Source organism: Massilia sp. Soil_C_3, from assembly GCF_057657035.1.
In genome coordinates, this window is sequence record NZ_JBDGJG010000009.1 from 159055 (window position 1) to 184252 (window position 25198).

Here is a 25198-nt window from a genome sequence, read left to right on the forward strand (position 1 = left end):
ACGATATTTACGACGGTCTACTTGTAACTAATTGTGACAGTGCATTATAGAAATATTTAACAAATATACATTCACGAACATGTCTGGAAACTATTTCTTGCAAGAATTTTTGGCAACAGAATCGTAGTATTTATATACACTCTTTTATTTCTTTTAGAAAAGAATTTGAATATGTAATTCCGGAAATTAAAAGATTCGGATTAATACAGGTAAATGTTTCGAAAAACACAGGGTGAAAGACCATCGCTGGAGAAGGTAGCGAGCTGGCAGGGCGGTGGATGGCCCAGCGAAGGGCAGAATGATGTTCGGAGAGAAAATCGAACTGGTAGTTTGAAAGAGGTCTCTACTGAAAGCTGATGTCGGAATAATTTACAGGCTGCACCTGCCAGTAACTGGTGCTTTGCGCTAATTATTTGATTTTTATCGATAAATTTCTTATCGGCACGAAACTTGCTTTGATGCCAAGCATATCATTTTTATACCGAGGGGAAGTCGTGCGTAAATTTATTGGGTCGATTCTTGTTGTCATGGCGACAATGGGGCTGGGAGCGCAGGCTGCGGTTGCCGCACCGCTCGTCGCAGCTGGCTCCACCTATTCCTTCTATCTGCAAGGCTATGAAAGTGATAATGCCTATACCGGTGTTGCCGCATTCGATGGCGTGGCGGAACAAGGTTTTCGCAACACCGGTGCATTCACGGTGAACGAGTCCGAAACCGATCTTGGCAATGGTCAATCACTCATCAGTATACAGATTCGCAGTGCCGGTGATTTATTCCCATTCCCAGGAGAAACTGCGATCTACGGAATCGGCCTTTTCGATTTTCCGCTGATGCTGACCAGCGCCGTTTCCCTGTATGAGGCCCGTGTTTCTTTCCTCGACGCCGGTAATAAAGTGCTGGTCGACAGCGGGAATCTCGCCGGTGATGTTTATCAGAATAATTCCTGGGACGGTTATTTCCCGGCGACGAATGACGCCTTCGGTACCGAGGGAGTGGGCGGGCTCGGCGTGCTGGGAATTAACTTCGATTTCTTCGTGAGCACCGAACCGGCCGCAGTCCCCGAGCCGGCCGGCGCCCTGTTGATGGGGCTTGGCTTGATGGCCATGCTGACCACGCGTCGCCGCCGTTCGCACTGATCGAAATTAGTTTATTGCTGGGTTGCGCTGCAACAACGTTCATGATCTTTGAAACAAAAAAGCACCCAATCGGGTGCTTTTTTATTGGAGTTGCAGCGTGTCTTATTTGACAGCGGCCACCATGTAATCGACTGCAGCCTTGACCTCGGCATCGGGGATGGTGGAGCCGCCTTTTGGCGGCATGAAGCCGGTCTTGCCCTGGAAGCCCTTGATCGCGTGCTCGTACATCACGTTGGCGCCCTGGCCGAGACGCGCGGTCCACGCTGCCTTGTCGCCGAACTTCGGCGCGCCGGCAATGCCTGCACCATGGCAGGCGATGCAGGCCGAGTCATAGGCTTTCTTGCCGAGGTCGGCGCTGGCAATGGCTGGCGCGGCTACCGGGGCAGCGGCGGTGGCGGCAGCCGTGACAGTGGCAGAAGCGGGCGTTGCGGCCGGGCTAGCTGCTGCCGGCGCAGCGGCGGTAGCGGCGGCGTCGGCCGGCGCCTCGGCGGCAGCCGGGGCAGGCGCGGGTTCGGCCGGTTCCTTGAAGCTGGCGCCGCTCTTGTTGGTCATGAAGACGACGGCGCGCTCGACCTCGAGATTGTCCAGGTCCGGATTGCCGCCCTTGGCCGGCATCGCACGAATGCCTTCGATGGCGTGCTTGAGAACGGTGTCATAGCCTTGCGCCAGGCGTGCGCCCCAGGCGCCGTTGTCGCCGGTCTTTGGCGCGCCGGCCATGCCGCTATCGTGGCAGGCCGCGCAGGTGGCGGCATAGACGGCGCCGCCGGCCTGCAGCACGCGCGGCGCATTGGCGTCGACCAGGATGAAACCTTCTTCGGAGACCGGGCGGATACGGTTAGAAATCGCCTCGGCGCTCTGGCCGTCGGTGCCGGCGCCAGTGGTAGCGGTACTGGTAACGAAGGTGACCAGCAAAATAATACCTAAAACGATAACCAGAAAAAATGCCGTGACGGCAACGACGAGCTGCTTTGGCGTGCGGATGAGGGATTGATGTTCGTTGTGTGCGTCGCTCATGATTTCCTTAATTCAATTAAAAAAACCAGCCACTGGGCACTGCGATTTAGTGGCTTTTTGCAAATGCCGTCAAGCATCTTATTATAGTGTAATCCTGCTTTGGTGTAGGGGTTTTTCCGCCTCTCCCCATGGACGTACTTGCGGAAAGACTGTATCCTTCGTCACACCTCCAGCGCGGCTGTAGCTCAGTGGATAGAGTATTGGCCTCCGAAGCCAAGGGTCGCTGGTTCGATCCCAGCCAGCCGCGCCATTCCGGCATCATTGCCGTCGATTTCCGTCCCCTCCTGTTCGTCCAGTGTGCGCCGGCATGCCGCCGTCTCACGTCCGACTCTTCCGTGTGGTCGTTTGCACACCATTGTTTAATGGTGCATGCGCACAATTGACATTGTTGGTTGTTGACTTTAAGGTAAGTAGCCATTGGCAGGCTCTTCATTGCCGGCAGGCCTGATCCGGCACTCTCGCGTGCCACACGCGACGACATTTCCGCGCATGTGCCGCACTCTTGAAAGAGGACCTTCCATGACTCTCGACCATGGCCTTCGCGACCGTATCGCCCTTTTGCGCTTCGTCATGATCTTCGGCATCATCATGCTGCATACGCCGCAGTACGTGCCGATGGCCGAGATCGGCAATGGCTGGTTCGATGCCACCAAGGCCTTTTTCCAGCTCGCCGTGTTTCGCGCCACCGTCCCCGTGCTGACCGTCATTTCCGGCTTCCTGCTGTTCGGCGCCGCCCTCGACCGTGCGCCGGCCCGCCTGTTCAGCAAGAAGGCGCGCACGATCCTGCTGCCCTTCCTGTGCTTCAACCTGCCGCTGGTGCCGCTGGCGCTGGGAGCGCAACTGTTTGCCGGTGTCGAGATGTCCGCGCAATTGTGGCCGTTTGAACCGATGGCCTGGCTCAATGCGGCTTTCGGCCTGACCGCCTCGCCCATTAACTACCCATTGAATTTCTTGCGCGACCTGCTGGTGCTGATCCTGCTCGCGCCCGCGTTCGGCTGGCTGCTGCGCAATTACGCCTGGCCTGGCCTGGTGCTGGTGTCGGTCGTGTTCTTTAATAACTATGACAGCGCGCTGGTGCTACGCGACCTGATGGCGGTGATGTTCTATGTCGGCGGCATGGCCGCCGTGCGCGGCTGGAACCTGCGCCTGCTCGACCGTCATGCACTGCTGTGCTTCCTGTTATTCCTGCTCGCCTGCGCCGCCATCGTGCATTTCCGTGTCGCGAACACGACCTATCTGCGCCTGGTTGCGCCATTCCTGATCTGGCCGGCCACCGTCTGGCTGGCTTCGTCCCGGCTTGGCCCCTGGCTGGTCGGCATGAGCAAGTACAGCTTTTTCATGTTCCTGGCGCACGCTCCGCTGCTGCTGCTGTCCTGGCTTCTGTACAGCCGCTATGGCAGCGCCTTGCCTTATCCCGTGTACTGGCTGATGGCGCCGGTGCTGGTGACGGCCATCTTGGTCGGCGTCTACCGCATCGCGGACGTCTTGATTCCGCAGCTGTTTCCTCTGCTCATCGGCGCAGGACGGCGTGCGCGCCAGCCGGCGCCGGCCACAGATGCCATACCGGTGGTGGATCAGCCCCAGGCCGCCGGGACCAAAATCTGAGACAAACACTTGCTCTAAATCAACGTTGGCTTTAAAACAATAGCGCACGATATCCATCGTTGCGCTGCATACTGTTGAGTGGATGCTAGAATTTCTTTCCCTTATCGCAAGTGTGTGTCGCAGCTGCTGTCCTACCCTTGTTGCATTGACCTGACGCGGCAGTGAACCGTCGTTGAGTCCGCTTGTGTTTCCATGCTATATTTACTGTTAAAAATATAGCAAAAAATTGCCATGCAAACGATGCATAAAAAACATTATTTAACAATTCATGATCAGATTTAGTTGCAGAGGCGACAAGTCATCGAGATTACACAGCGCTGACCTACCATGGCGTGCACGCAGCTGGCGGCGAATGACGGTAGAAAAGTGTGTCGTCAGGGCATTGCCTTAAAGAAAGCTGCTCAACCCTGCGCACGGCAGATCTAGCGATAAAGAAACAAATCTCAATCTTTGCTATATTGATAATGTTGCGCAGGAAATTTTGTTGACCGGGACGCGGACACCGTCGTCCTTTGTTGTAAATACAACAGATCCTGGCGAGCGCGACACGTTATAGCTATTGTATGAGACCATGCGCGCGCTGCTATCCATGTAGCTGTTGCCTAGTGGTCGTTTTTGCCAACTCAGCAAGCAGTGAAGCAATAATAAATTCTGGGGAATAACATGTTTCGGATCTCTAACCACTACGTGTCGAAGATCGTATTCGTCCTTCTGTTTGTAGAGATGTTGATCCTGCTTGGTGCCGCCTATGCCGGCGCCGCCATGCGTTTTCTCGACGTTGGTGCGCCGGTGACGGCCCTGCAACTCGATCACTTCATGGCCTCGGCGATTGCTTTCGCGGTGGCGGTCAGCTTCAGCATGAGCGCCATGGGCATGTACCAGCTCGATTTCGACGAAGGCCTGCGCCATCCCTTCCTGATGAAGCTGATGCCCGCCTTCCTGATGGGCTTCCTGATCCTGACCCTGGTGTTCTATATCGCCCCCGACCTGTATTTCGGCCGCGGCATCCTGCTGCTGGTGTTTGGCCTGGCGGCGGTCGGCATCTTTACGGCGCGCATCATCTTCTTCAAGACCTCCGAGATGCGACTGATGCAGTCGCGCATCATGTTCCTGGGTAGCGGTCCGCTGGCCAAGGAGTGCAGCGAGCTGGCGCAGAAAAAGACCAGCTATCACCGCTACAATATCGCCGGCTTCATCCCGGTCGCCAGCGAAGAGGTCTGCGTGCCTGCGGGCAACCTGCTCAAGGTGCGCGACGGCGATTCGCTGGTCAAGGTCGCCAAGCAGTACGGCGTGCAGGAAATCGTGGTCTCGGTACAGAACCGCCGCGGCAGCTTCCCGATCAAGGAGCTGCTCGACTGCAAGCTGCAAGGCCTCAAGGTCACCGACGCCGCCACCTTCTTCGAACGCGAAACCTGCCAGATCCGGGTCGATTCCCTGCAGCCGAGCTGGCTGGTCTTCGGCGGCGGTTTTGACCAGAGCTATATCCGCACCTTCATGAAGCGCGGCTTCGACCTGGTGTGCAGCACCCTGATCATGGTCATGACCCTGCCGATCATGCTGGTTGCGGCGGTCGCCGTCTGGATGGAAGACCGCGGCCCCGTGTTCTATTCGCAGGAACGGGTCGGCAAGGACGGCAAGATCTTCCGGGTGCACAAGTTCCGCAGCATGCGCACCGATGCCGAAAAAGGCGGCAAGCCGCAGTGGGCGGCCCAGAACGATCCGCGTGTCACCCGCGTCGGCAATTTCATGCGCAAGACCCGCATCGACGAACTGCCCCAGGTGTTCAATGTGCTCAAGGGCGAGATGTCCTTCGTCGGCCCGCGTCCAGAGCGTGCTTACTTCGTTGAGCAGCTGATCGAGGTGGTGCCGTATTACAATGTGCGCCATAGCATCAAGCCGGGCATCACCGGCTGGGCCCAGGTGCGTTACGGCTATGGTTCCTCGGCCGAGGATGCGCTGCAAAAGCTGCAGTACGACCTGTATTACGTCAAGAACAACAGCCTGTTCCTCGACGTGCTGGTCCTGATCAATACACTCAAGGTCGTGCTGTTCCGCAGCGGACGCTGATGACCACGCCCCGGGTAGCGCCGGGGCCAGGCATCGGTGTGGCCTCCTTACCCGGATTTTTTCAATGCACGTTCTCATGGATGGCGCACGTTGACCAGCATTGCCGTCTATAGCTATAGCGTCGCCGCCATCGGTTTCCTCCTGCTGATCGGTCTCCTGCTGACGATCTGGCGCGGCCGCAGCCACGTCGCGCCGGTCGCGATCGCCTGCGCGCTCACCGCGCTCTGGTCCGGCGCCCTGGCCCTGGAAGCCGCATCCGGCCTCGGGCTGTGGTCGGTCTGGACCGACAAGCTCGAGATCCTGCGCAGCGGCGCCTGGTGCGTCGTACTGGTCCTGTTGCTGGGCAACTACCGCGATCCGGGCAGCCGCTGGCCATTCGGCCTGCGCACCTCGGTGTTCGTGGGCGGCATGGTCTACCTGGGCCTGCTGCTGGCGACGGCGCTGCTGCGCACCGACCTGATGCTCAACATCGATGGCCTGCTGCCGAACGTGACGGTGCGCGTGTGCCAGGCGGTGCTGGGCATGCTGCTGGTCGAGCAGGTGTACCGCAACAAGACGGTGCAGGAGCGCTGGGCCATCAAGTTCGCCTGCCTCGGCATCGGCGCCATGTTCGCCTACGACTTCTATATGTACAGCCAAGCGATGCTGTTCCATGAGATGCACCAGGACACCTGGGCCGCGCGCGGCATCGTCAATGCGCTGGCCATGCCGCTGATCGGCACCGCGCTCAAGCGCGGCACCTCGCGCGCCAATGCGCTGGCGCTGTCGCGTCGCGTGATGTTCCATTCGACCGCGCTGTTCGGCTCCGCGCTCTACCTGATGGCGATGGGCTTCGCCGGCTACTACCTGCGCTACTTCGGCGGCAGCTGGGGCGGCGTGATGCAGGTCGTGTTCCTGTGCGGCGCGCTGCTGGTGCTGGCCGGGACCCTGTTCTCGGGCACCTTCCGCGCCTGGCTCAAGGTCTTCATCAGCAAGCATTTCTACAGCTACGGCTACGACTACCGCGAGGAATGGATGCGCTTCACGCGCACCCTGTCCGAGCACAGCGTCAATATCGGCGAGCGCGCGATCGAGGCGGTCGGCGCCCTGGTCGAAAGCCCCGGCGGGGTGCTGTGGCAGCGCCGCGATGGGGAACCCGACAGCGGCGGCGCCAGCACCTACCGGCCGGTCGCCGGCTGGCAGGCCACCAGCAGCGCAGTCGAGCCGGCCGATTCGAAGTTCTGCCGCTTCCTGGAAACCACCCAGTGGGTGATCGACCTGCGCGAATACAAGGCCTTGCCCGAGAAGTACGGCGACCTCGAACTGCCGGACTGGCTCAAACAATTCCCGCGCGGCTGGCTGGTGGTGCCCCTGATCATGCACTCGAAACTGTTCGGCTTCGTGGTGCTGCAGGACGCGCGCAGCACCGTGGCCCTGAACTGGGAAGTGTTCGACCTGCTCGAGATCGCGGGCAGCCAGGCCGCCAGCTACCTGGCGCAGCAGGACGCCGCCAATGAATTGATGGTGGCGCGCCAGTTCGATTCGTTCAACCGCATGTCGACCTTCGTGGTGCACGACCTCAAGAACCTGGTGTCCCAGCTGTCGCTGATGAACGCCAACGCCGAAAAGCACCGCGACAATCCGGAGTTCCAGCGCGACATGCTCGACACGGTCGACCATTCGATCCAGAAGATGACGTCGATGCTGCAAAAACTGAGCCGCAACGATGCTCCGGCGCGGCCGCGCGCCTTGTCGGTCGAGGCCGTGGTGGGCCAGGCGATCGCGCTCAAGAGCGCCCTCGAGCCGCATCCGTCGCTGCAGGTCGAGCAGCAGGGCCTGAAGGTGCTGGCCGACCGCGAGCGGCTCGAGCGCGTGCTGGGCCACCTGATCCAGAACGCGATCGAGGCCACGCCCAAGAGCGGCCGCGTCAACGTCACCGTGCGTCGCCGGGGCGACCGGGTGGCGATCACGGTGGCCGACACCGGCGCCGGCATGACCGAAAAATTCATTCGCGAGCGTCTGTTCAAGCCGTTCGAATCGACCAAGCCGGCCGGCATGGGCATCGGCGTGTTCGAGAGCCGCGAATACATCACTGAACTGGGCGGCGCGCTGGACTTGACCAGCACGCCCTCGGTCGGAACCACTTTTACCGTCACCCTGCCGTTGTACCATGAGGCTGGCGCCGGCATCGCCGCCGGCGCCATCGATCGCGCAGCGTGAACTGAGGAATAGCCGTGACCCAAAACAAACCGAAACTGTTGATCATCGAGGACGACCCCGGCCTGCAGAAGCAGCTGCGCTGGAGCTTCGATGCCTATGACGTGGTCGTCGCCGGCGACCGCGAAAGCGCACTGGCGCAGATCCGCCGCCACGAGCCGGCGGTGGTCACCATGGACCTCGGGCTGCCGCCCGATCCGGACGGCTCGACCGAAGGCCTGGCCACGCTCGAGCAGATCCTGGCGCTGGCGCCGGACACCCGCGTGATCGTCCTGACCGGCAACCAGGAGCGCGCCAACGCCGTCAAGGCGATCGCCATGGGCGCCTACGATTTCCACCAGAAGCCGTGCGAACCCGAGGTGCTGAACCTGGTGATCCAGCGCGCGTTCTTCCTGCATAACCTGCAGATGGAAAACCGCCGCATGCAGTCGAACCAGGCCGATTCGCCGATGGCGGGCGTGATCAGCCGCGACGCCGGCATGCTCAAGGTCTGCCGCAATATCGAGAAGGTAGCCCCGACCTCGGCCTCGGTGATGGTCCTGGGCGAATCGGGCACCGGCAAGGAAGTGCTGGCGCGCGCGCTGCACGCGCTGTCGCCGCGCGCCAAGGAGCGCTTCGTGGCGATCAACTGCGCCGCGATTCCCGAGAACCTGCTCGAGAGCGAATTGTTCGGCTACGAGAAGGGTGCCTTCACCGGCGCGGCCAAGCAGACCAAGGGGAAGGTCGAACTGGCCAACGGCGGCACCTTCTTCCTGGATGAGGTGGGCGACCTGCCGATGGCGCTGCAGGCCAAGCTGCTGCGCTTCCTGCAGGAGCGCGTGATCGAGCGCATCGGCGGCCACGAGGAAATCCCGGTCGACGTGCGCATCGTGTGCGCCACCCACCAGAAGCTCAAGGAATTGTGCAGCACCGGGCGCTTCCGCGAAGACTTGTATTACCGTCTGTCGGAGATCGTGGTCACGATCCCGCCGCTGCGCGCGCGCCATGGTGATGCGGCCCTGCTGGCCCACCACTTCAAGAACAAGTTCTGTGCCCAGGAATCGCGCCCGACCCTGCATTTCGCCCCCGACGCGATCGCCGCCATCGAGGGCTACGAGTGGCCGGGCAATGTGCGCGAGATGGAAAACTGCGTCAAGCGCGCCGTGATCATGGCCGACGGTCCGACCATCGTGGCCGACGACCTGGGCCTGCCCGACAACGGCACGCAGGTCGAGCAACCGCTGAATTTGCGCCAGGTGCGCGACGAGGCCGAACACGCGGCCATCGTGCGCGCGCTGGCACGGGTGGACGGCAATATCGTCAAGGCCTCCGAGGTACTGGGCGTGAGCCGCCCGACCCTGTACGACCTGATGAGCCGGCACGGCATCAAGAGCAGCGCGTGAGGCGTAACGCCCGCCTGGCGCTGGCGGCCACCGTACTCGCCGGCTGCGGCGTGGCGGCGGGGCTGTTCGCGGCCGAACGCGCGGGCGTGATGCCGCGCACGCTGGCGCCATACATCGAGAAGCGCAGCAGCGGCCACAATGCCGTCATCGTCGGCGCCGGCCAGTTCGCCAGCCGCAGCCTGCTGGCGCTGGACCGCGGCGCATCGGGCGGCGCTGCCGTGCCTGACCTTGCGCCCGACCTGGCGGCCCTGACGCTGGGCGCCCAGCCGCAGGCCGCCGGCACGCCGGGGCTTGACGCGGGCCTGGTGCGCGACGTCGCGGGACTGCGCGCCGCCATGGCCGCGGCCACGCCGGGCACGACGATCACGCTGGCGCCGGGCAGCTACCCCATCGAACACCGTGCGCTGGAAGCCAGCCGGCCGGGCAGCGCACAGGCGCCGCTCGTGGTGCGCGCCGCCCAGCCGGGCACGGTGACCTTGCGTTCGAACGTGCCGGTCGCAATCCGGGTCAATGCCCCGCACTGGCGCTTCGAAAATCTGACCATCGACGGCGCCTGCGCCGCCCACGACGACTGCGAGCACGCCTTCCAGGTGACCGGCGCGGCCAGCCATTTCGCGGCCGTCAACAACACCCTGCAGGGCTTTAACGCCCACTTCAAGATCAACGGCGCCGGCGGACGCTTTCCCGACCAGGGCCTGATCGAGGCGAACACCCTGTCCAATCCGGCGCCGCGCGCGACGCGTAAACCCGTGACTCCGATCGACCTGGTCGCGGCCAGCGAGTGGACGGTGCGCGGCAACATCATCCGCGACTTCATCAAGGCTGGCGGCGACCGGATCAGCTACGGCGCCTTCGCCAAGGGCGGCGGCAGCGGCAATCTGTTCGAGCGCAACGTGGTGTGGTGCGAGGCGGCGCTGGCCGGGGAGCCCGGCCAGCGCGTCGGCCTGTCGCTGGGCGGCGGCGGCACCGGCAAGCCGTATTGTCGCGACGGCCGCTGCATTACGGAACAGGAGCGCAGTGTTGTGCGCGCCAACCTGATCGTCGGCTGTTCCGACGTCGGCATCTACCTCAACAGCGCGGCCGATTCCCGGATCGAGGACAACACCCTGGTCGACACCGCCGGCATCGACGTGCGCTTCGCCAACAGCAGCGCGCGCATCGACGGCAACCTAGTCGACGGCCCGATCCGCAGCCGCGACGGCGGCCTGCTGCACTTGGGGGATAACCGCGACGCGGCCTTGTGGCGTTCGTATGCGGGACTGCATCCGGTGCGTTCCCTGTTCGCGGCGCCGGCGGGCGCTGACTTTCGCTGGAAGGACTCGGCGCCGGCGCGCGCCGAGCGTGCCAAGCTGCGCCAGGATGGCGTCGACTTGTGTGGCGCCGCGCGCAGCCAGGCGAAGGCTTACGGCGCCTTCGAGGATTTCGGCGCCTGCCGGCGCCGCTGAGGAGTTACCAGGACCGCAACCACTCCGCGGTCCAGCATGCGACCTGGTCGCGCCAGGCGCGGCGCGAGAAGGTGTGGTCGGCGTCGTCGATCTGGCGCCGCGTCACGCGCGGCGGGGCCAGCACGCCTTTCCAGGCGCGGTCGGCATCGGCCAGGTCGCAGAATTCGCGCGCGGTCAGGTCGGCGCCGGAGATCACCAGCAGCACCTGTCCGCGAAATTCCTGCAGGCCGGCGCGCATCCGTTCCGGCAGCGAGGCCGTGGTAGCGGCGGTATCAGCACCAGCAGGAGAGGGCGTGCCCCTGGCCTTGCGCAGCAGCGCCATCAACGAAGCCAGCGAGCGCCGCCAGTCGAGCCCTCCACGCAGCAGCTGTTTCCAGAACGCCGGGTCGCGCAGGCGCGCGCGGTAGTAATGGCGCAGGGTGGCGCGCGCCAGGCCGTCCTCGGTGCGCACCCAGGGATTGAGCAGCACCAGGCCAGCCACGCGCGGGTCGCGCGCCGCATACATGCCGATCGCCGAGGCGGCGTCGCACAAGCCCCACAGCACCACTTCGCGCAGACCGGGCACCGCCGCCATGAAGGCGTCGAGTGCGGCGCGCAGGTCGTCCTCGACGTCGTCGAACGGACGGATGGCGCCTTCGCTGTCGCCCATGCCGCGGTAGTCGAAGCGCAGCACCGGCACGCCATCGCGCGCCAGGTCGCGCGCCAGCAGGGTGAACTGGCGGTGGCTGCCGGCCCGGTATTGCGGGCCGCCGACGACCACCAGCACGCCGCGCGCGCCCGGCGCGGCATTGCCCGGCAGGCTCAGGATGCCGTACAGCCGCTCGCCGCCGCAGTCGAAGGCGAGCGCGCGTTCTTCCAGCTGCGGGTCCGGACCGGTAGCGGCTTCCATCTGCCTTGTCTCCACGTCTTCAATGACCATGCAGTCGCGCCTCCAGGGCGGCCGTGCCGGCGTCCAGCCAGGCCGTGCTCTCGGTGATCTCGGTGGTGGTCCAGAACGGCGCGCTGTGGACCGGGTGCAGGCGCAGGTCGATCCCGGCCGCCTGCCAGGCGGCGGCGGCGCGCGCGGCGCCTGGCGCCGCGCTTGGAACGCGATTCGCTCCCGGCTGCGCCACCGCCTCGATCCAGTCGACCGGGCAGGCCGGCCGGAAGGCATCGAGCGGATCGAGCGCGTCGAGCGCGGCCGCCAGGCGCGGGTCGAGGTCGTAGCCTGCGATCTCGAGCGTCTCGCCATTCTGCAGCGCCGTGCGCAGCGCCGACGTGTTAACGCCCGGGCCGGCGTCGCCATCGGCCAGCAGCGCGCCGGCCAGGCGCAGGCGCAGGAACTGCGTCAGGTAGGTGGAGCCCTTGAGCACCGGCTGCCACAGCATCATGCCGGCCACCGGATGCGTGGCCGCACGCGCGTAGTCCAGCGCCAGCAGGGCGCCCAGGCGCAGGCCCCATAGCCGCAGCGGCGCGTCGGTTCTCTCTTGCAGCCAAGCGGCGGCCAGCGCCAGGTCGGCCTGCCACACATCCCAGCGCGCGTCGCCGAAGTCGCCGCTGCTGTCGCCGCAGCCGGCCAGGTCGATCTGCAGCACGGCGTGGCCGGCCGCGGCGAAGGCGCGCGCCTGCAGCGCCGCCATGCGGCGCGCGCGGTTCAGTTCTTCGGCGAAGGGATGCACGTACAGCAGCGCCCCGCGCGCCGGGCCGGCCGGCGGGTGATACAGGCAGAAGCGCTGCCCGCCGTCCGCCTTCAGGAAGAAGGGTTCGGCCGGCGCGCAGGCGGCGGCCTTCATGCGCCGCGCTTGTCGTCCACGAAAGCGGCCAGGCTGCCCAGGGTGGAGAAGGTGCTGGCGCTGATGTCGTCGTCGTCGATCGCGATGTCGAACTGTTCTTCCAGGGCGGCGATCAGGCTGATCACCGCCATCGAATCGAGTTCCGGCAGCGCGCCCAGCAGGGGCGAGTCGGCGGTCAGCCGGCGGCCGGCGTCGCCCAGGCTGAGCACGTCGGTGAGGAGGGTCTTGATCTGGTCGATGGTGGTTTGGTTGAAGTTCATGCGAATTCCATTCACGGGTTGGGGCGCAGCAGCGCCAGCCGGGTCTTGATCGGGGCCGCCAGGCGGTGCACCTCGCCCAACAGTTCGTGGCGGGTCAGGCGCAGCAGCAGATACCAGGCGATGGCCAGGACCGGCGCCATCGCGAGCAGCCGCAGCAGCGACGCCAGCGAAGAGGGCAGGACCAGCACCAGCAGCATGGCGGTGGCGCAGGTGCCCAGCGCCACCACGGCGCTCGGCACCAGGGCCCGCAGCAGGCGGAAGATGCCGAGGTCGAAAAAGCGGCGCTGCATGTAGGCCCGCAACGGCATGGTCAGGATCGTCGCCAGGCACATCGCCCAGGCAAAGCGCACCAGCGAGCCATCGTACATCCACACGCCGAATCCCACGCGCGCAGCCAGGACGGCCAGCGTGAATACCGCGCTCATGTAAGGCCGGCCGATCGCGGTCAGCGCGAAGCTGACATACTGGAACGTCATCACCGAAGCCGCCGCCAGCGTCAGCGGCAGGATGGCGGGCACTGCCTCGAGCCAGGTGGGACCGTACAGGGCCTGCACGATGTCGTGACCGAGCACGGCGGTCAGGCCGAGGGCAGTCCAGCCGACGCCGGTCAGCAGGACGGTCGCGCGCGTCAGCACGGGCGCCAGCGAATCGCCGCGATGGAAGATCTGCGCCATGTAGGGAATCGCCCCATAGGTCATGGTGGAGCCGGCGATGTGGATGAAGATCTGGACCGTCGAGTTGGCGCGGCTGAGCAAGCCGACCTGGCTTGCGGAGCCGAGCTTGCCGAGCAGGATGTCGGGAATGGCGTTGTTGATTGCCACGGCGGTGCTCGAGATGAGCGAACCGGCGCCGAAATTGACGACGCCGCGCCAGTGGGAGAACGACGGCAGCCATGGCATGTCGCGTCGGCGAAGTGGCGCAAGCGCCAGCACGCACACCAGAATATTGATCAGGTTCGCCCATGCCAGGCTCAGGCTGCCGAATCCCATCTTGGCAAGCACCAGGCAGCTGGCGCAATAGCTCAGCGTACCGGCTGCGTTCACGTAGGCCTGCTTCTCGGCCTGGAAGCTACGCGAGAGCATGGCGTTCGTGATCGAACCGAAAGGAATGAACACGAAACCGAGGGCCAGCACTTGCATGACGGGGACCATCTGCGGCTCGTCGAACGTGGCGCCGATCGGACCGCTGGCCAGGTACAGCGCCAGGGCAATCAGCCACGATGAGGAAAACAGCACGCCGCCCGCCGATCGCAGCTTCTCGGGCGTCAGGTCCTTTTCGCGCTGGATGTACTGGCTGACGCCGAAATCGCGGAACACGTGCGCGAAATTCACGAACACCACGGTCATCGAAAACACGCCGATCTCGCTTGGACTGAGAATGCGTGCGAGCAGGACGCTGACGATGAATTTGAGTACCGTTGCTCCGGTCGAGGAGCAAAAGGTGATGAACAGCGCGCGGCGGAGGTTTGCGGCGGCCATCAGGATTGGACCGTCACGACGCCGGCGTCCAGGCGTCCGGAGCATGCCTCTTGCCCTGTGCAGGGCTTGGGCAGGCGCCGGTCGCGGCGGAACTGGATCGTATTATCTGGTGACGACATGCTTGCGAATCTCTTTCTCGATGGGCAATCCCAATCAGCGCCATGGCTGCCCGATACCGGCAGCGCATAGGACGATTGCTGTAACGCACAATATTATATGGGGCGGCTCATCCGACAGATGCGCACGATACACTTTCGTGCCAGAAAGCGCAGCGCAAGGTCCCGGACACGATCGCTTCAGCGCTCCGGCGAGGCTGTGCGCGGAATTATCGCCCAGCCCGGCATCTTGGTGTAATCCGGCTTGTCGGCGCGTTTCTCGAAACGTTCCCATGCTTCTTGCGCATGCGGGATGCCGGACGTCGCCGCCACCGCGAGCGCGGGCTGCATATTGGCTGGATAGCCCAGCGGCGAATCCGCGAATCCCGACATCCGTCCCGGCGCCCAGTGGTTCTTGCTGGCGGCGCGCAGCCAGTCGCTCTGTTCGCGGCTCGCGCAGGGCTGGTCGATGTACTTGAGGCCTTGCGGATGCTTCAGCCTCCTGCTTTCGTTCAGGATGTTGTCACCGCCGAAATTAAACTGATACATCGCGGCCAGGTCGCCGAACAGCGGCTTCCCGGGGCCGGGACGGAACTCGAGGTGGTAGGCCGACGCCTGGATCCAGCAGAAGCCGGGTGCGGTCATGCGCCCGACCACGTATTTCGCCTTCCAGCGCAGGATCGGCAGCGCCCGCTCGAACCCGAGTTCGGCGAGATGGCCGAAGCTCCAGGTGAGGAAGTCGTCCTGCCACGGCGCCGACGCCTTGACCTTGAACGCGTTGGCGCCAGAGCCGTCGTAGACGCCCAGGCGGTTCGGATTACCCTTGACGTAGGCGTTATCGTAGTAGGCCAGGTTGTTGTCGAGCTGCTTGACGAAGTAGCCCTTGAGCGGATGCGCATCCGGTGTGATGTAGGCCGCATGGCCCAGCGTGCGCAATGACCAGGCCTGGCCACGCACCTGCTGCCAGCCCACCAGGCCTTGCCCCTCGCCGGAATTGCCGGGATCGGTTTCTAGCGGATTGGCGGCGGCCCAGAACTGCAATTCTTCCAGATAATAGTAGTCGCCGGTCAGCAGGTATGGCAGGTAGGAGAGGGAAGGCTGGTGCGCCGTATCGTGGTTGTAGGGCGTGTCGCACAGGCCCTTGCCGGCGCAGCGCGGGACCGGCAACGGTCCCCTGTTCCCCAGGTTCATATGGGTCGATACGCGGCGATTGGCCGGGGTGTCGGTGCGCAAAGGATATCCGGTCCGCTCGTCGCGCAGGTGGATCGACCAGCTTCCCGAACCTTCGGCGGCCGCAATCATGGTATTGCGCGCCCGCATGTCGGTCGACAGCAGGTATTGCACCGCCCAGCCCGGCAACGGTCCGATATCGTTGCGTCCGCCGGTCGCCGGCATGTGCGGATTGACCGCCCCGATTTTCATCGGACCGGTCTTTTCGTCCGGGAGCGTCTTGGCCAGGAAGGCCAGCGAGCGTTCGCTCGGCTTGATTCCCTGGTCGTAGTTGGGCACGGCCCTGCTGGCGATCAGGTAGGCGCTGTCGGGACGGATGTGCAGCGAAGGCGCGCGCTCCTCGTCCCACCAGGCCAGATGGCGCCAGCGTGCGTGGTGGTAGTGGCGCAGGTCCTTCCTTGTATATACCGTGCGCCCTGCTACCTTGACCTCGACATCGTAGTGCAGATTGCGCGCGCCCGGCTGGAAGGTTTTGGTGTTCTCGACCACCACTTCGATCCGCGCCTGTTTTTCGAGGCCCGGATACCAGCGCACGGCGAAGCGCGCGTCGAGCAGCGGGTGGCGCGCGCCGGCACTCGTCGTGAAAGGCGCCGCGCCGCGCCACTCCCTGGCGATGGCGCCATCCAGCCATGGGCTCCCTGCCCCGGCCATGGCATCCTTCAGCACGGCGCGGTAGGTGACGCCGTCCACGGTAATCTCGACGCCGGCGTCCAGCCCCTTGGCAAGCAGGCGCGCCAGGGTGGGCTCGGAGGCGGGCGGCGCTACGGGGGCGTCGGCCTTCACCAGGTCGAGGGTGGCGTTGGCGCGCGCGTCCAGCCGCGGCAGGACACCGGACAGGATGGCGTGGCGCACCGAACCGTCGGCGTGCGTGGCCTTGACGTCGACCTGCAATGGCAGCAGCTCGCCATCATCCCGTCGCGCCGCCAGCGACGCTTTCCTGCCGACGTCGCCGGGAGCGAACACCTGGCCGAACGTGAACGGCACGCCCGACTGCTGCGCGCCGAGGTTCTGGACACGGAACCCGACGATCGCGCCGCCCGGCGCCGCCATGCCGGCTGGTGCGATCAGGACGGCCAGGATCGCCGCTGCGAGGCGGACAGGCATGGAAAAACGCATGGCGCCGGACCTCCTGCTAGCAGGGACGTACCGGGTTGGCTGCCGGCTGGCCGAGCGCGGTGCCGGCGGCGGACGCCGACTCGATCATGCGGATCGCTTCGCGCGAGGTCGTCTCGTACTGGCCGTTGATGAAGCGCATCGAGCCGATGAAGTGGTAGAACGCCGTTTCGGTGGTTGCGCAATCGGGCGTGCCATACTTGGGAAAGGGCAGCGAACGGGTGCCGCTGGCATTCGCCACCAGGTAGTTCGAGGTCACCTGCTCGGTGCCCCAGCGTTTCCAGTCGTCGCCGAGCCTGGCCGTCATGCGGCGCGAGAAATCGGTCATCGTGTCGCGCATGGTCTGCGAAGGCGGGAAGCCGGTGAAGCCGGAGCAGCCGCGGACATACAGCGCGTCCGGCGGCAGTCCGACATTGACCATTTCGCTTTCGGTGATGGTCTGGATGTGCGCACCCGGCTTGAGCCAGGCCAGCGCGCGCTCGCGCACCGCCGGCAGCAGGCGGATCGGCGTATCGGGGATTTCGCCCAGCACGAAGCCGGCGCCGTTGCGCACCGCTTCCAGCACTTCCGGGATCGGCTGCACGGTCAGGGTGTCGGCATCGAGCTGGATCACGTAGTTGTCCCGCACCAGGCCGGCGATCGCATACAACCGTTCCCAGGTGCCGCCGCGCGGAATGTCGGGATGGGTGAACTCATCGGCCGGACGCAATTCGATATGCGGCACGTGCTGGCGCAGCACGGCCTGGTCCTGTTCGGTGATGGACGGGTCGCATACGACCACGATCCGTTCCGGATTCAGGAAATGCACGAAGGACTTGACGGCGACGAGGTAGGCCTGGACGTCGCGGGCATGGACCATCGACAGCAGCACGAACGGCAGGTTGCCGCGCTCTACAGGACGGGTCGACAAGATATGCCGGATCACTTTCTGGTGCCTCGCGCGGAAATAATCGCGGCGCAGGCGCTGAAAGATCCTGGTGATTAAAGACATCCTTATTGACTCCTGTATCGGCAATCGGGCGCACGACGCGCGGCGCCGGATTGAAATTTGGCTGAGCTGGCGTGTTACTCTTGCTATCCTTGCAATGAAGCGCAGTCATTATATGATGAAACCACCTGCGCACGCGTTCCTTGCTGCATGTTTGTCAATAGGCATAATTCATTGCAATACATATACGAAAATTTCATGATCAAGTTATCCAGGCTGGAGAACAGGTGAGTCGACAAGTCGTGTTTTATATCCCCGATCGGCAGCAGGTCAGCCTGTTTCGCGATGCCGACCCTGACCGGGACTGGCGCTTGTTCAATACTGGCGTGCATGTCTGGATAGGACAGACCTACCTGCGCCTGAAACAGGCCGGATATCCGGTCTCCCTGTCCGACTCGGTCCCCGAGGCCGGTCTGGTGGTCGCCCATGCCGATCACGTGGCGGAGCTGCTGCGCCGGCGCCGCTGGCGTGCTCCCCTGACCGTCGTGGCGGCCCGTGCGGACCGGCCGCGGCAACCTTATGCCGACTGGGAAATCGTGCAGAACGCCGCCGGCGCCGATGCGGACACGGTGTTTCACATCCAGCACTGGCCGCAACCGGGCCTGGCGCCGAGGAATGCCGCGCGCGGCAACGAGGTGCGCACCGTCGCGTTCAAGGGAACGGTCGGCGAGATGGCGCCGGAACTGGCCGCGCCCGAGTGGGCGGACGCGCTGGCGCGCCAGGGAATCGAATGGCGCTGCGACGCGGTAGCGTGGGGCGGCAACGCCGCCAACTACCAGACCAGCTGGAACGACTACAGCGACATCGATCTGGTCGTGGCCATGCGCAGGGACCTGTCGCACCTGCATGTGAAAAAACCGGCCAGCAAATTGATCAACGCCTGGCTGGCCGGGGTGCCCGCGATCCTCGGCCCGGAGCAGGCCTACCGGGAACTGCGCCGTTCTCCGCTCGACTACATCGAAGCGGCCTCGCCCGCCGAAGCCGCGGCCGCCATCGCGCGCCTGGCGGCGGATACGGCCCTGTATGGCGCCATGGTCGAGAATGCGCGCCTGCGTTCTGCCGAAGTGCGCGCGGAGCGCTGCACGCAGACCTGGGCGACCCTGCTGTTCGAGACCATCCCGGCGCGGCGCGCGCCGATGCCGGTCGCCCTGGCCCGGCTGGGCTGGCGCAGCCTGCGCTGCCGGGCCAGCGCCTGGCGCACGGGCGGTCCCACATGACGAAGGCGCTGCCACCCGGGGGGTGGCAGCGCCTTCGGAAGCCGGCTTGCGGGGCAAGCCGGCCGATATCGCGGCTACCGTATCAGCGCGGGATGATGTCCCACTGGGCGCCCTTGCTGTAATCCGGCTTGTCGGCGCGGCCGCTGTACACGGTCCAGGCCTGGGCCGCATTGGCGATCCCCGAAGTCGTCGCCACCGCCAGCGCCGGCTGCATATTGGACGGATAGCCCATGTTCGAATCCGAGAAGCCCGACATCCGGCCTGGCGACCAGTGACCGCTGGTGGCGGCGCGGAGCCAGTCGCTCTGGGCCTGGCTGGCGCATGGCTGGTCGATATACTTCAGGCCTTTCGGATGGCTCAGCTGCCGGCTCTCGTTCAGGATCTTGTCGCCGCCAAAGTTAGACGCGTGCATCGTGGCCAGGTCGCTGAAGATCGGTTCCTTGGCGCTGGGGCGGAATTCCAGGTGGTAGGCCGAAGCCTGGATCCAGCAGTAGCCTGGCGTCGTCATGCGGCCGACCGCGTATTTCGCCTTCCATTGCAGAATCGGCAACGCCTTGTCGAAGCCCAGCTCGGCCAGGTAGCCGAAACTCCAGGTCAGGAAGTCGTCCTGCCACGGCGCCGAGGCCACCACCTTGAACGAGCCGGTGCCCGAGCCGTCGTACACGCCCAGCTGGTTCGGGTTACCCGCCACATAGGTCGCGTGGTAGAAGTTCAGGTTGTTGTCGAGCTGCTTGACGAAATAACCCTTGAGCGGATGCGCATCCGGCGTGATGTAGGCGGCATGGCCCAGCGTGCGCAGCGACCAGGCTTGGCCCCGAATCTGCTGCCAGCGCACCAGGCCCTGGCCGTAGCCGGAATTGGACGGGTCGGTTTCCAGCGGATTGCTGGCGGCCCAGAACTGCAGCTCTTCCAGGTAATAGTAGTCGCCGGTCAGCAGGTAAGGCAGGTAGGCCATCGACGGCTGGTGGGCCGTATCGTGGGTGTATTTCGAACCGCACAGGACCTTGTCGTTATTGACGCAACGCGGCACCGGCAGCGGACCCTTGTTCGCCAGGTTCATGTGGGTCGACGTGTTCTTGTAGGCGTCGTTGTCGACGCGCAGCGGATAGCCGGTCTTTTCGTCGCGCATGTGGATCGACCAGGTGCCCGAGCCGTCGGCGACCGACATCATGGCATTGCGTGCGCGCATATCGAGCGACAGCAGATAGGACACGCTCCACATCGGCAGCGGACCGATGTCCGGACGGCCACCGGTTCCGCCCATGGCGGCGGCCAGGGGACCGATCTTCATCGGACCGGTGTTGTCGGGGGTGATCTGCTTGCCCATATAGGCGAGCGTGGCTTCGCCCGGCTTGCTGGCCTGGTTGTAGTTCGACACGGCCTTGGACGCGATCAGGTATGCGGTGTTCGGGCGCACATGGATGTCCGGTGCGCTGGCGCCATTCCACCAGCCGCTCTGGTGCCAGCGCGTATGGTGCAGATGCGACATCGCGGGGCGCGAGAAGATCGAACGGCCGCCGACGTCGACGTTCACGTCGTAGACCATATTGTGCGAAGCCTTGAACGTCATCGTGTTCTCGAAGATCACGTCGACCCGGGCCTGCTTGTCGAGGGTCGGATACCAGCGCACGGCGAAGCTGACGCCGACGCGCGGGTGCACGACGCCGTTGGCGGTCTTGAGCGGCGCGGTGATGATCCATTCGTTGACGACGGGGCCGGACAGCCAGTTCACGGCTTTCGGGGCAACCACCGCATCCTTCAGCGATGCGGTGTACTGCAGGCCGTCCTGCTTGACCACCACCTCGCTGGTCAGCCCGCTGGCGACCAGGTCTTGCACGGTCAGTGCGCTTTTCTCCTGCGCGGTCGACTTGACCAGCTCGATCTTCTCGATCTGGCCGGCGGCCAGGGTCGGGAGGACGCCGGAGACAACCATGTGGCGCACCGAACCGTCAGCGTGGGTTGCCTTGACGTCGGTCTGCAGGCGCATTACGGTGCCGTTCGACAGGCGCGCCGCGAGGCCCTCGTTCGCGCCCATCTGGCCGGCCGCGACCATCTGGCCGAAGGTGAAGGGCACGTTGGTCCGGGCCGCGCCCAGGTTCTGGATCTCGAAGTCGGTGATGGTGGCGCCGACGACGATCGTTGCAGGATTGTTCGACGTCACCGGGGTGAGCACGGTCGGCGTGGTCGGCGTCGGCTTGAACCCGGTGGTGGTCTTGGCCAGCGAGGTATTCGAGTCGGCGTACGACACGGTATCGGCCGTGACGTCATCGCCGCCGCCGCCGCCGCAGGCGCTCAGCAGGGCTGCGCTCAGGATGGCGGCGAGGGCGGTGCGCAGCGGCAGACGGATCGGCTGGGCGGCATTGACATTGCCACGTACCACGCGGCTCGGGATCTGATCGATGGTCATGTAAGTAGGGGTAATAGTTCGCTATGGAAATTAATTTCCGTGTGGAACTGAACTTTACCCCGATAAACTTTTCCATGGGCCAATTTTGAACAGATTTTGCCGATTTCCTGCGCAAAAACAACGGAAGTGCAGGGTTTGAAATAATATTCGACAACAAAGTCAAGAGATTTTCAGGAAAAAAGGTGAGAAAGCTACAATAATCTTGGTTTTTATATACTTTTGAACCGCTTTTCTAAGCGACTGAGCACAAAAGCACTCAAACCAGCACAGGGAAATTATCGTATTTACTGAATTTTAATATCAGGGAATTATGCATTCTTGCGAAGTTGACATTGAATAATCTTCCAATGTGATAGGATGACAACACGGACCGGTGACATCGCCGGCACTTGTAACCAAGCACATAGTGCCGGCCGTCGTGCTGCGCCAATGTAACGTACCCGGGCTTCGCGGAAATGATGCAATGCTAAGCACAACAAATCATGTAAAGGCGCGACTGGCGCCGGGCCGGGCGCCGGTCCTGATCGTGATTGTCGACACCGAGGAAGAATTCGCCTGGGACCGGCCGTTCGACCGCGCCAACGTCGACACCGCCTCGGTCGCAGCCCAGCCCCTGATGCACGAGCGGGTGTTCGACCGTTTCGGCATCGTGCCGGCGTATATGGTCGACTGGCCGGTGGCCACCGCCCCGCAGGCCGTCGCCACCCTGCGCCGGCTGATGCAGGAAGGACGCTGCGATATCGGTACCCAGCTCCACCCTTGGGTATCGCCTCCCTATGAAGAGCAGGTCACGCGCTTCAATTCCTATGCCGGCAACCTGCCGCGCGAGCTGGAACTGGCCAAGCTGCGCATGCTCACCAACGCCATCGGCGACGCCTTCGGGCGCGCGCCGACCGCCTTCAAGTCGGGCCGTTACGGCCTGGGGCCGCACAGCGCCGAGGCGGTAGCCGCGCTGGGCTATGAGATCGATGCCAGCGTGGTGCCGCATACCCGCTTCGAAGACGATGGCGCTCCGGATTTTCGCGCCTTTGACGAGCATCCCTACTGGTTCGAGGCCGGCGGACGGCGCCTGCTTGAGCTGCCCGTGACCACCGGCTATGCCGGCTGGCTGCGCGGCATGGGACCACAGCTGTTCGACCTCACGCGCAGCCTGGCGGGACGCACGCTGCGCATGGGCGGCATGCTGGCGCGTACCCGCGCGCTCGAGCGCATCCGCCTCAGCCCTGAAGTCGCCAGCGGCGCCGAGATGCGGCGCCTGACGCGCGCGCTGCGCGCCGATGGCTGCGAAGTGTTCTCGCTGACCTACCACAGTCCCTCGCTGGTGCCAGGCCACACGCCATATGTGCGCGATGCGGCCGACCGTGAACGCCTGGTCTCCACGATCCACGATTATTGCGCCTGGTTCCGCGACGAGATCGGCGGCCAGTTCCTGGCCCTGTCGCAGGTCGGGGCGGCGCTGGCGCCCCAGGCCGGGGTCGCGCCGCTGGCGCTCGAAGCGGTGCGCTGAAATCAGCGCCCGGCGGCGCGCGCGTGCAGCCGGCCCAGCCAGGGCCAGCGGTAGGCGTTCAGGTGGTACATGGTGCGCACCTCGCCGGTCCAGCGCAGGTGCCACTCCATCACCCTTCCATAGAATTCGATGCGCTCGAAGCGGCGCGCTTCGACGATGTCGCGCGTGGCTTCCTCGCGCATCAGGAGCGCCGGCGACAGGCCGTTGCCGATGCCTTCGTCATAGGCCGTCTTGAGCACGACGATGCAGCCGCCGCCCTCCACGCACAAGTCCATCGCCGCCAGCCGTTCGCCGATGTAGTAGCGGTAGACGCAGGCCGCGTCCAGGGCGGCGAAGGCTTCCAGCATGGCGCGGTAGAAGCGGCCCTGCTCGTTGCCGGCGCTGACGGCGGTGCCGTCCTTCGCCTTCCAGCCCGCGCTTTCCAGGCGGCCGTAGTCCTCCACTGCGGCCGCCATCTCGTGCACAGCGCGGCAGGCCTCAAGCCGGGTCGGCACGCCGTCGTCCTTCAGGCGCTTGCGCTGCTTGCGCAGGTTGCCGCGCAGGTTCTTGCCGCGCGTATTCCAGTAGTCGTCGAAGCTGGCCGGCAGGGTGACGCGGGCGGTCTCGATGTAGTCGAGGGTGCGTAGGCCCGCGCCAGCGGCGGGACGTTCCATCAGCATCGGGTCGCATTGGGTCAGGCCCAGCATCAGGGCCGGGCCGGGGAGGGCACGCAGCAGCCCGGGCAACAGCTCCGGGCGCGGGCGCGCATCGCGCTGCAGCCACAGGCCGACCGGGGCCTGCGCCGGCTGGAAGGTGTCCCAGGCGCCGGGGCGCGACGGCGCCAGGACCGCCATGACGTCGGTCGATCCATCCTGTTCATGCCAGGCCAGCCGCTCCCGTCCGGTGCCGAATACGGCCAGCAGGGGCGTGACGAATTCCGGCGCCAGCAGCGGCGAGCCGCCGGCGTCGTGCTGCAGGCGGCGCCAGCGTTCCAGCAGGTCGGGACGGGCCATCAGCTCGGCCGCCGGGACCACGGTCCAGCTCATGCCGGCGCTCCCGCGCTGTCTTCCAGCGCACGGCGCACGGCGGCCGCCAGCCGGCTGCGTTCTGCATCCCGCAGTTCCTGGTGCACGGGCAGGCCGAACAGGCGCCGGCCCAACTCCATGCTGTTGGCGCAGACGGCGTCGTCGACCCCCGGCCACAGGCTGCTGCCGAAGCGCACCATCGGCACCCCGGCGGCGCGCAGGCACGCGAACAGGGCCTCCGGACGGTTGGCCAGCAGCGGGAACACCCAGGGGCAGGCGCCGTCGGGCAGGGCGGGGAACAGCGGCCGCCAGCCCGGCGCGCCGGCCAGCGCGCGTTCCAGTTCCAGGTAGTGACGGCGCCGGCCCTCGACGAGGCGCGCGCGGCCGGCGCGTTGCAACACGGCGCGCGAGAACCAGGACGAGCGCCGGTCGAGCCAGTGCGGATCGAAGGCAAAGCTGCTGTCGGAGGACGACGGGGCCAGCGCCGACGCCGCGCCGCCCGCGCCATTTCTGCTGCCATTGCGCGCCTTGACCCGCTGCCACAAGAACGTCTTGAGCCGCAGCGGCAGCGCCATGGCGGCGCGCAGCGCGGGCAGGCGGCCGTGGCCGAAGCTGTTCTCGAGCGCGGCCAGCGCGGCCTTGGCCTCGAAGCCGGCGCCGGCGCCAGCCAGGGCGTCCGGTAGCCGATGGCGGTGCGAGACCAGGCAGCCGCCTTCGAAGATCGGGAAGAATTTCATGCTGCTGCCGATCGCATAGTCGCCGCTGCTGCCGACCGCGACGCCATCGCGCTCGCCGAAGTAGCAGTGGGCGCAATCCTCGATCAGGCCGGCGCCGTTGGCGTCGCACAGCGCGCGCAGGGCGCGCAAGTCTTGCGGGAAGCCGAAGAAATGGGTGGCCATGACGGCCTTCACGCCAGGGCCCAGCTTACGCGCCACGTCATCGAGGTCGGCCGTGGTGTCGGGATGGACGCGGTAGAACACGGCCTCGGCCCCGCGCCAGTGCACCGGCGGGATCATCGAGGGACTGTGGTAGGCCGGCACCAGCACCCGGTCGCCAGGACCGACGCCAAGCGCGCGCAGCGCCATCCCGATCGCGATCCGGCCGCTCGTGACGGCTTGCACCGCAGGCGCGTCGTCCAGCGCCGGCAGGGTGGCGCCACGGCCGGCGAAGGTGCCGAGCGAGAGGACGGGAACGGAGGGAATGGTGCGGGTGTCTGTCATGCTGGCGCTGCTGGTGTGTTTATTCTCGGCATGATTTAAATATAACATGCGGCCTCGCCGTT

The 25198-nt window shown here is 64.8% G+C and carries 18 protein-coding genes and 1 tRNA gene; 9 read left to right on the forward strand and 10 right to left on the reverse strand.

The annotated features are described in order from the left end of the window. Positions 1-494 precede the first annotated feature (494 nt). Positions 495-1136, forward strand: a complete 642-nt coding sequence (locus AC3A6F_RS19590; protein WP_487683761.1) for a PEP-CTERM sorting domain-containing protein — start codon at positions 495-497, stop codon at positions 1134-1136. 102 nt (positions 1137-1238) lie between these two features. On the opposite strand, the gene AC3A6F_RS19595 is transcribed toward AC3A6F_RS19590, so the two are convergent. Further along, positions 1239-2150, reverse strand: coding sequence for a c-type cytochrome (locus tag AC3A6F_RS19595; RefSeq protein WP_487683764.1), 912 nt, complete (start codon positions 2148-2150; stop codon positions 1239-1241). Between the two features lie 174 nt (positions 2151-2324). Between AC3A6F_RS19595 and AC3A6F_RS19600 the strand changes: the two genes are divergently transcribed. From AC3A6F_RS19600 to AC3A6F_RS19625, 6 genes are all read left to right on the forward strand, one after another. After that, positions 2325-2400, forward strand: a tRNA-Arg gene (locus tag AC3A6F_RS19600). Between the two features lie 269 nt (positions 2401-2669). Beyond that, positions 2670-3755 (forward strand): acyltransferase family protein, encoded by a 1086-nt coding sequence (locus AC3A6F_RS19605; protein ID WP_487683767.1) that lies wholly within the window; start codon positions 2670-2672, stop codon positions 3753-3755. Positions 3756-4418: 663 nt separating this feature from the next. Further along, positions 4419-5822 (forward strand): TIGR03013 family XrtA/PEP-CTERM system glycosyltransferase, encoded by a 1404-nt coding sequence (locus AC3A6F_RS19610; protein WP_487683770.1) that lies wholly within the window; start codon positions 4419-4421, stop codon positions 5820-5822. Between the two features lie 90 nt (positions 5823-5912). Continuing rightward, a complete protein-coding gene (prsK, locus tag AC3A6F_RS19615; protein WP_487683773.1) occupies positions 5913-8021 on the forward strand; it encodes an XrtA/PEP-CTERM system histidine kinase PrsK in 2109 nt (702 codons plus the stop codon). A gap of 14 nt (positions 8022-8035) precedes the next feature. After that, positions 8036-9400 carry a PEP-CTERM-box response regulator transcription factor gene (prsR, locus tag AC3A6F_RS19620; RefSeq protein ID WP_487683776.1) on the forward strand — a complete coding sequence of 455 codons (1365 nt, stop codon included), beginning with the start codon at positions 8036-8038 and terminating at the stop codon, positions 9398-9400. Next, positions 9397-10845: a right-handed parallel beta-helix repeat-containing protein gene (locus AC3A6F_RS19625; RefSeq protein ID WP_487683779.1), complete on the forward strand. Its 1449-nt coding sequence runs from the start codon at positions 9397-9399 to the stop codon at positions 10843-10845. The genes prsR and AC3A6F_RS19625 overlap by 4 nt, the downstream gene beginning before the upstream one ends. A gap of 4 nt (positions 10846-10849) precedes the next feature. On the opposite strand, the gene AC3A6F_RS19630 is transcribed toward AC3A6F_RS19625, so the two are convergent. The 6 genes from AC3A6F_RS19630 to AC3A6F_RS19655 all read right to left on the reverse strand — a co-directional run bounded on the left by AC3A6F_RS19630 (position 10850) and on the right by AC3A6F_RS19655 (position 17784). Further along, positions 10850-11734 carry a hydrolase 1, exosortase A system-associated gene (locus AC3A6F_RS19630; RefSeq protein ID WP_487683782.1) on the reverse strand — a complete coding sequence of 295 codons (885 nt, stop codon included), beginning with the start codon at positions 11732-11734 and terminating at the stop codon, positions 10850-10852. A gap of 19 nt (positions 11735-11753) precedes the next feature. Beyond that, positions 11754-12617 (reverse strand): hydrolase 2, exosortase A system-associated, encoded by an 864-nt coding sequence (locus AC3A6F_RS19635; RefSeq protein ID WP_487683784.1) that lies wholly within the window; start codon positions 12615-12617, stop codon positions 11754-11756. Next, entirely contained in the window at positions 12614-12877 is a 264-nt protein-coding gene (locus AC3A6F_RS19640; RefSeq protein ID WP_487683787.1) for an acyl carrier protein, read from the reverse strand. The genes AC3A6F_RS19635 and AC3A6F_RS19640 overlap by 4 nt, the downstream gene beginning before the upstream one ends. 11 nt (positions 12878-12888) lie before the next feature. After that, positions 12889-14355, reverse strand: a complete 1467-nt coding sequence (locus AC3A6F_RS19645) for an oligosaccharide flippase family protein (RefSeq protein WP_487683790.1) — start codon at positions 14353-14355, stop codon at positions 12889-12891. Between the two features lie 296 nt (positions 14356-14651). Further along, complete coding sequence (locus tag AC3A6F_RS19650) at positions 14652-16784, reverse strand: RIFT barrel domain-containing protein (protein WP_487683793.1); 2133 nt, start codon at positions 16782-16784, stop codon at positions 14652-14654. Positions 16785-16812: 28 nt separating this feature from the next. After that, complete coding sequence (locus tag AC3A6F_RS19655; RefSeq protein WP_487683796.1) at positions 16813-17784, reverse strand: hypothetical protein; 972 nt, start codon at positions 17782-17784, stop codon at positions 16813-16815. Between the two features lie 224 nt (positions 17785-18008). Between AC3A6F_RS19655 and AC3A6F_RS19660 the strand changes: the two genes are divergently transcribed. Then, positions 18009-18998, forward strand: a complete 990-nt coding sequence (locus AC3A6F_RS19660) for a hypothetical protein (protein WP_487683799.1) — start codon at positions 18009-18011, stop codon at positions 18996-18998. A gap of 82 nt (positions 18999-19080) precedes the next feature. Here the strand turns inward: AC3A6F_RS19660 and AC3A6F_RS19665 are convergent, their stop codons facing one another. Continuing rightward, the gene (locus tag AC3A6F_RS19665) at positions 19081-21405 is read right to left on the reverse strand and encodes a hypothetical protein (protein ID WP_487683802.1); all 2325 of its coding nucleotides are present in this window, start codon (positions 21403-21405) and stop codon (positions 19081-19083) included. Positions 21406-21868: 463 nt separating this feature from the next. Between AC3A6F_RS19665 and AC3A6F_RS19670 the strand changes: the two genes are divergently transcribed. After that, positions 21869-22912: a polysaccharide deacetylase family protein gene (locus AC3A6F_RS19670; protein ID WP_487683805.1), complete on the forward strand. Its 1044-nt coding sequence runs from the start codon at positions 21869-21871 to the stop codon at positions 22910-22912. Between the two features lie 2 nt (positions 22913-22914). Here the strand turns inward: AC3A6F_RS19670 and AC3A6F_RS19675 are convergent, their stop codons facing one another. Both AC3A6F_RS19675 and AC3A6F_RS19680 read right to left on the reverse strand, forming a co-directional pair. Further along, entirely contained in the window at positions 22915-23937 is a 1023-nt protein-coding gene (locus tag AC3A6F_RS19675) for a GNAT family N-acetyltransferase (protein ID WP_487683808.1), read from the reverse strand. Beyond that, positions 23934-25136 carry an aminotransferase class I/II-fold pyridoxal phosphate-dependent enzyme gene (locus AC3A6F_RS19680; RefSeq protein WP_487683810.1) on the reverse strand — a complete coding sequence of 401 codons (1203 nt, stop codon included), beginning with the start codon at positions 25134-25136 and terminating at the stop codon, positions 23934-23936. Before AC3A6F_RS19680 ends, AC3A6F_RS19675 begins: the two co-directional genes overlap by 4 nt. Positions 25137-25198 lie beyond the last annotated feature (62 nt).

Excerpts from the sequence above, each read along its gene's own strand:
- AC3A6F_RS19595 (WP_487683764.1), bottom strand. The coding sequence starts at position 2,150 with ATGAGCGACGCACACAACGAACATCAATCCCTCATCCGCACGCCAAAG.
- AC3A6F_RS19605 (WP_487683767.1), top strand. The coding sequence starts at position 2,670 with ATGACTCTCGACCATGGCCTTCGCGACCGTATCGCCCTTTTGCGCTTC.
- AC3A6F_RS19610 (WP_487683770.1), top strand. The coding sequence starts at position 4,419 with ATGTTTCGGATCTCTAACCACTACGTGTCGAAGATCGTATTCGTCCTT.
- AC3A6F_RS19630 (WP_487683782.1), bottom strand. The coding sequence starts at position 11,734 with ATGGAAGCCGCTACCGGTCCGGACCCGCAGCTGGAAGAACGCGCGCTC.
- AC3A6F_RS19635 (WP_487683784.1), bottom strand. The coding sequence starts at position 12,617 with ATGAAGGCCGCCGCCTGCGCGCCGGCCGAACCCTTCTTCCTGAAGGCG.
- AC3A6F_RS19640 (WP_487683787.1), bottom strand. The coding sequence starts at position 12,877 with ATGAACTTCAACCAAACCACCATCGACCAGATCAAGACCCTCCTCACC.
- AC3A6F_RS19645 (WP_487683790.1), bottom strand. The coding sequence starts at position 14,355 with ATGGCCGCCGCAAACCTCCGCCGCGCGCTGTTCATCACCTTTTGCTCC.
- AC3A6F_RS19650 (WP_487683793.1), bottom strand. The coding sequence starts at position 16,784 with ATGCCTGTCCGCCTCGCAGCGGCGATCCTGGCCGTCCTGATCGCACCA.
- AC3A6F_RS19655 (WP_487683796.1), bottom strand. The coding sequence starts at position 17,784 with ATGTCTTTAATCACCAGGATCTTTCAGCGCCTGCGCCGCGATTATTTC.
- AC3A6F_RS19665 (WP_487683802.1), bottom strand. The coding sequence starts at position 21,405 with ATGACCATCGATCAGATCCCGAGCCGCGTGGTACGTGGCAATGTCAAT.
- AC3A6F_RS19670 (WP_487683805.1), top strand. The coding sequence starts at position 21,869 with ATGCTAAGCACAACAAATCATGTAAAGGCGCGACTGGCGCCGGGCCGG.
- AC3A6F_RS19675 (WP_487683808.1), bottom strand. The coding sequence starts at position 23,937 with ATGAGCTGGACCGTGGTCCCGGCGGCCGAGCTGATGGCCCGTCCCGAC.
- AC3A6F_RS19680 (WP_487683810.1), bottom strand. The coding sequence starts at position 25,136 with ATGACAGACACCCGCACCATTCCCTCCGTTCCCGTCCTCTCGCTCGGC.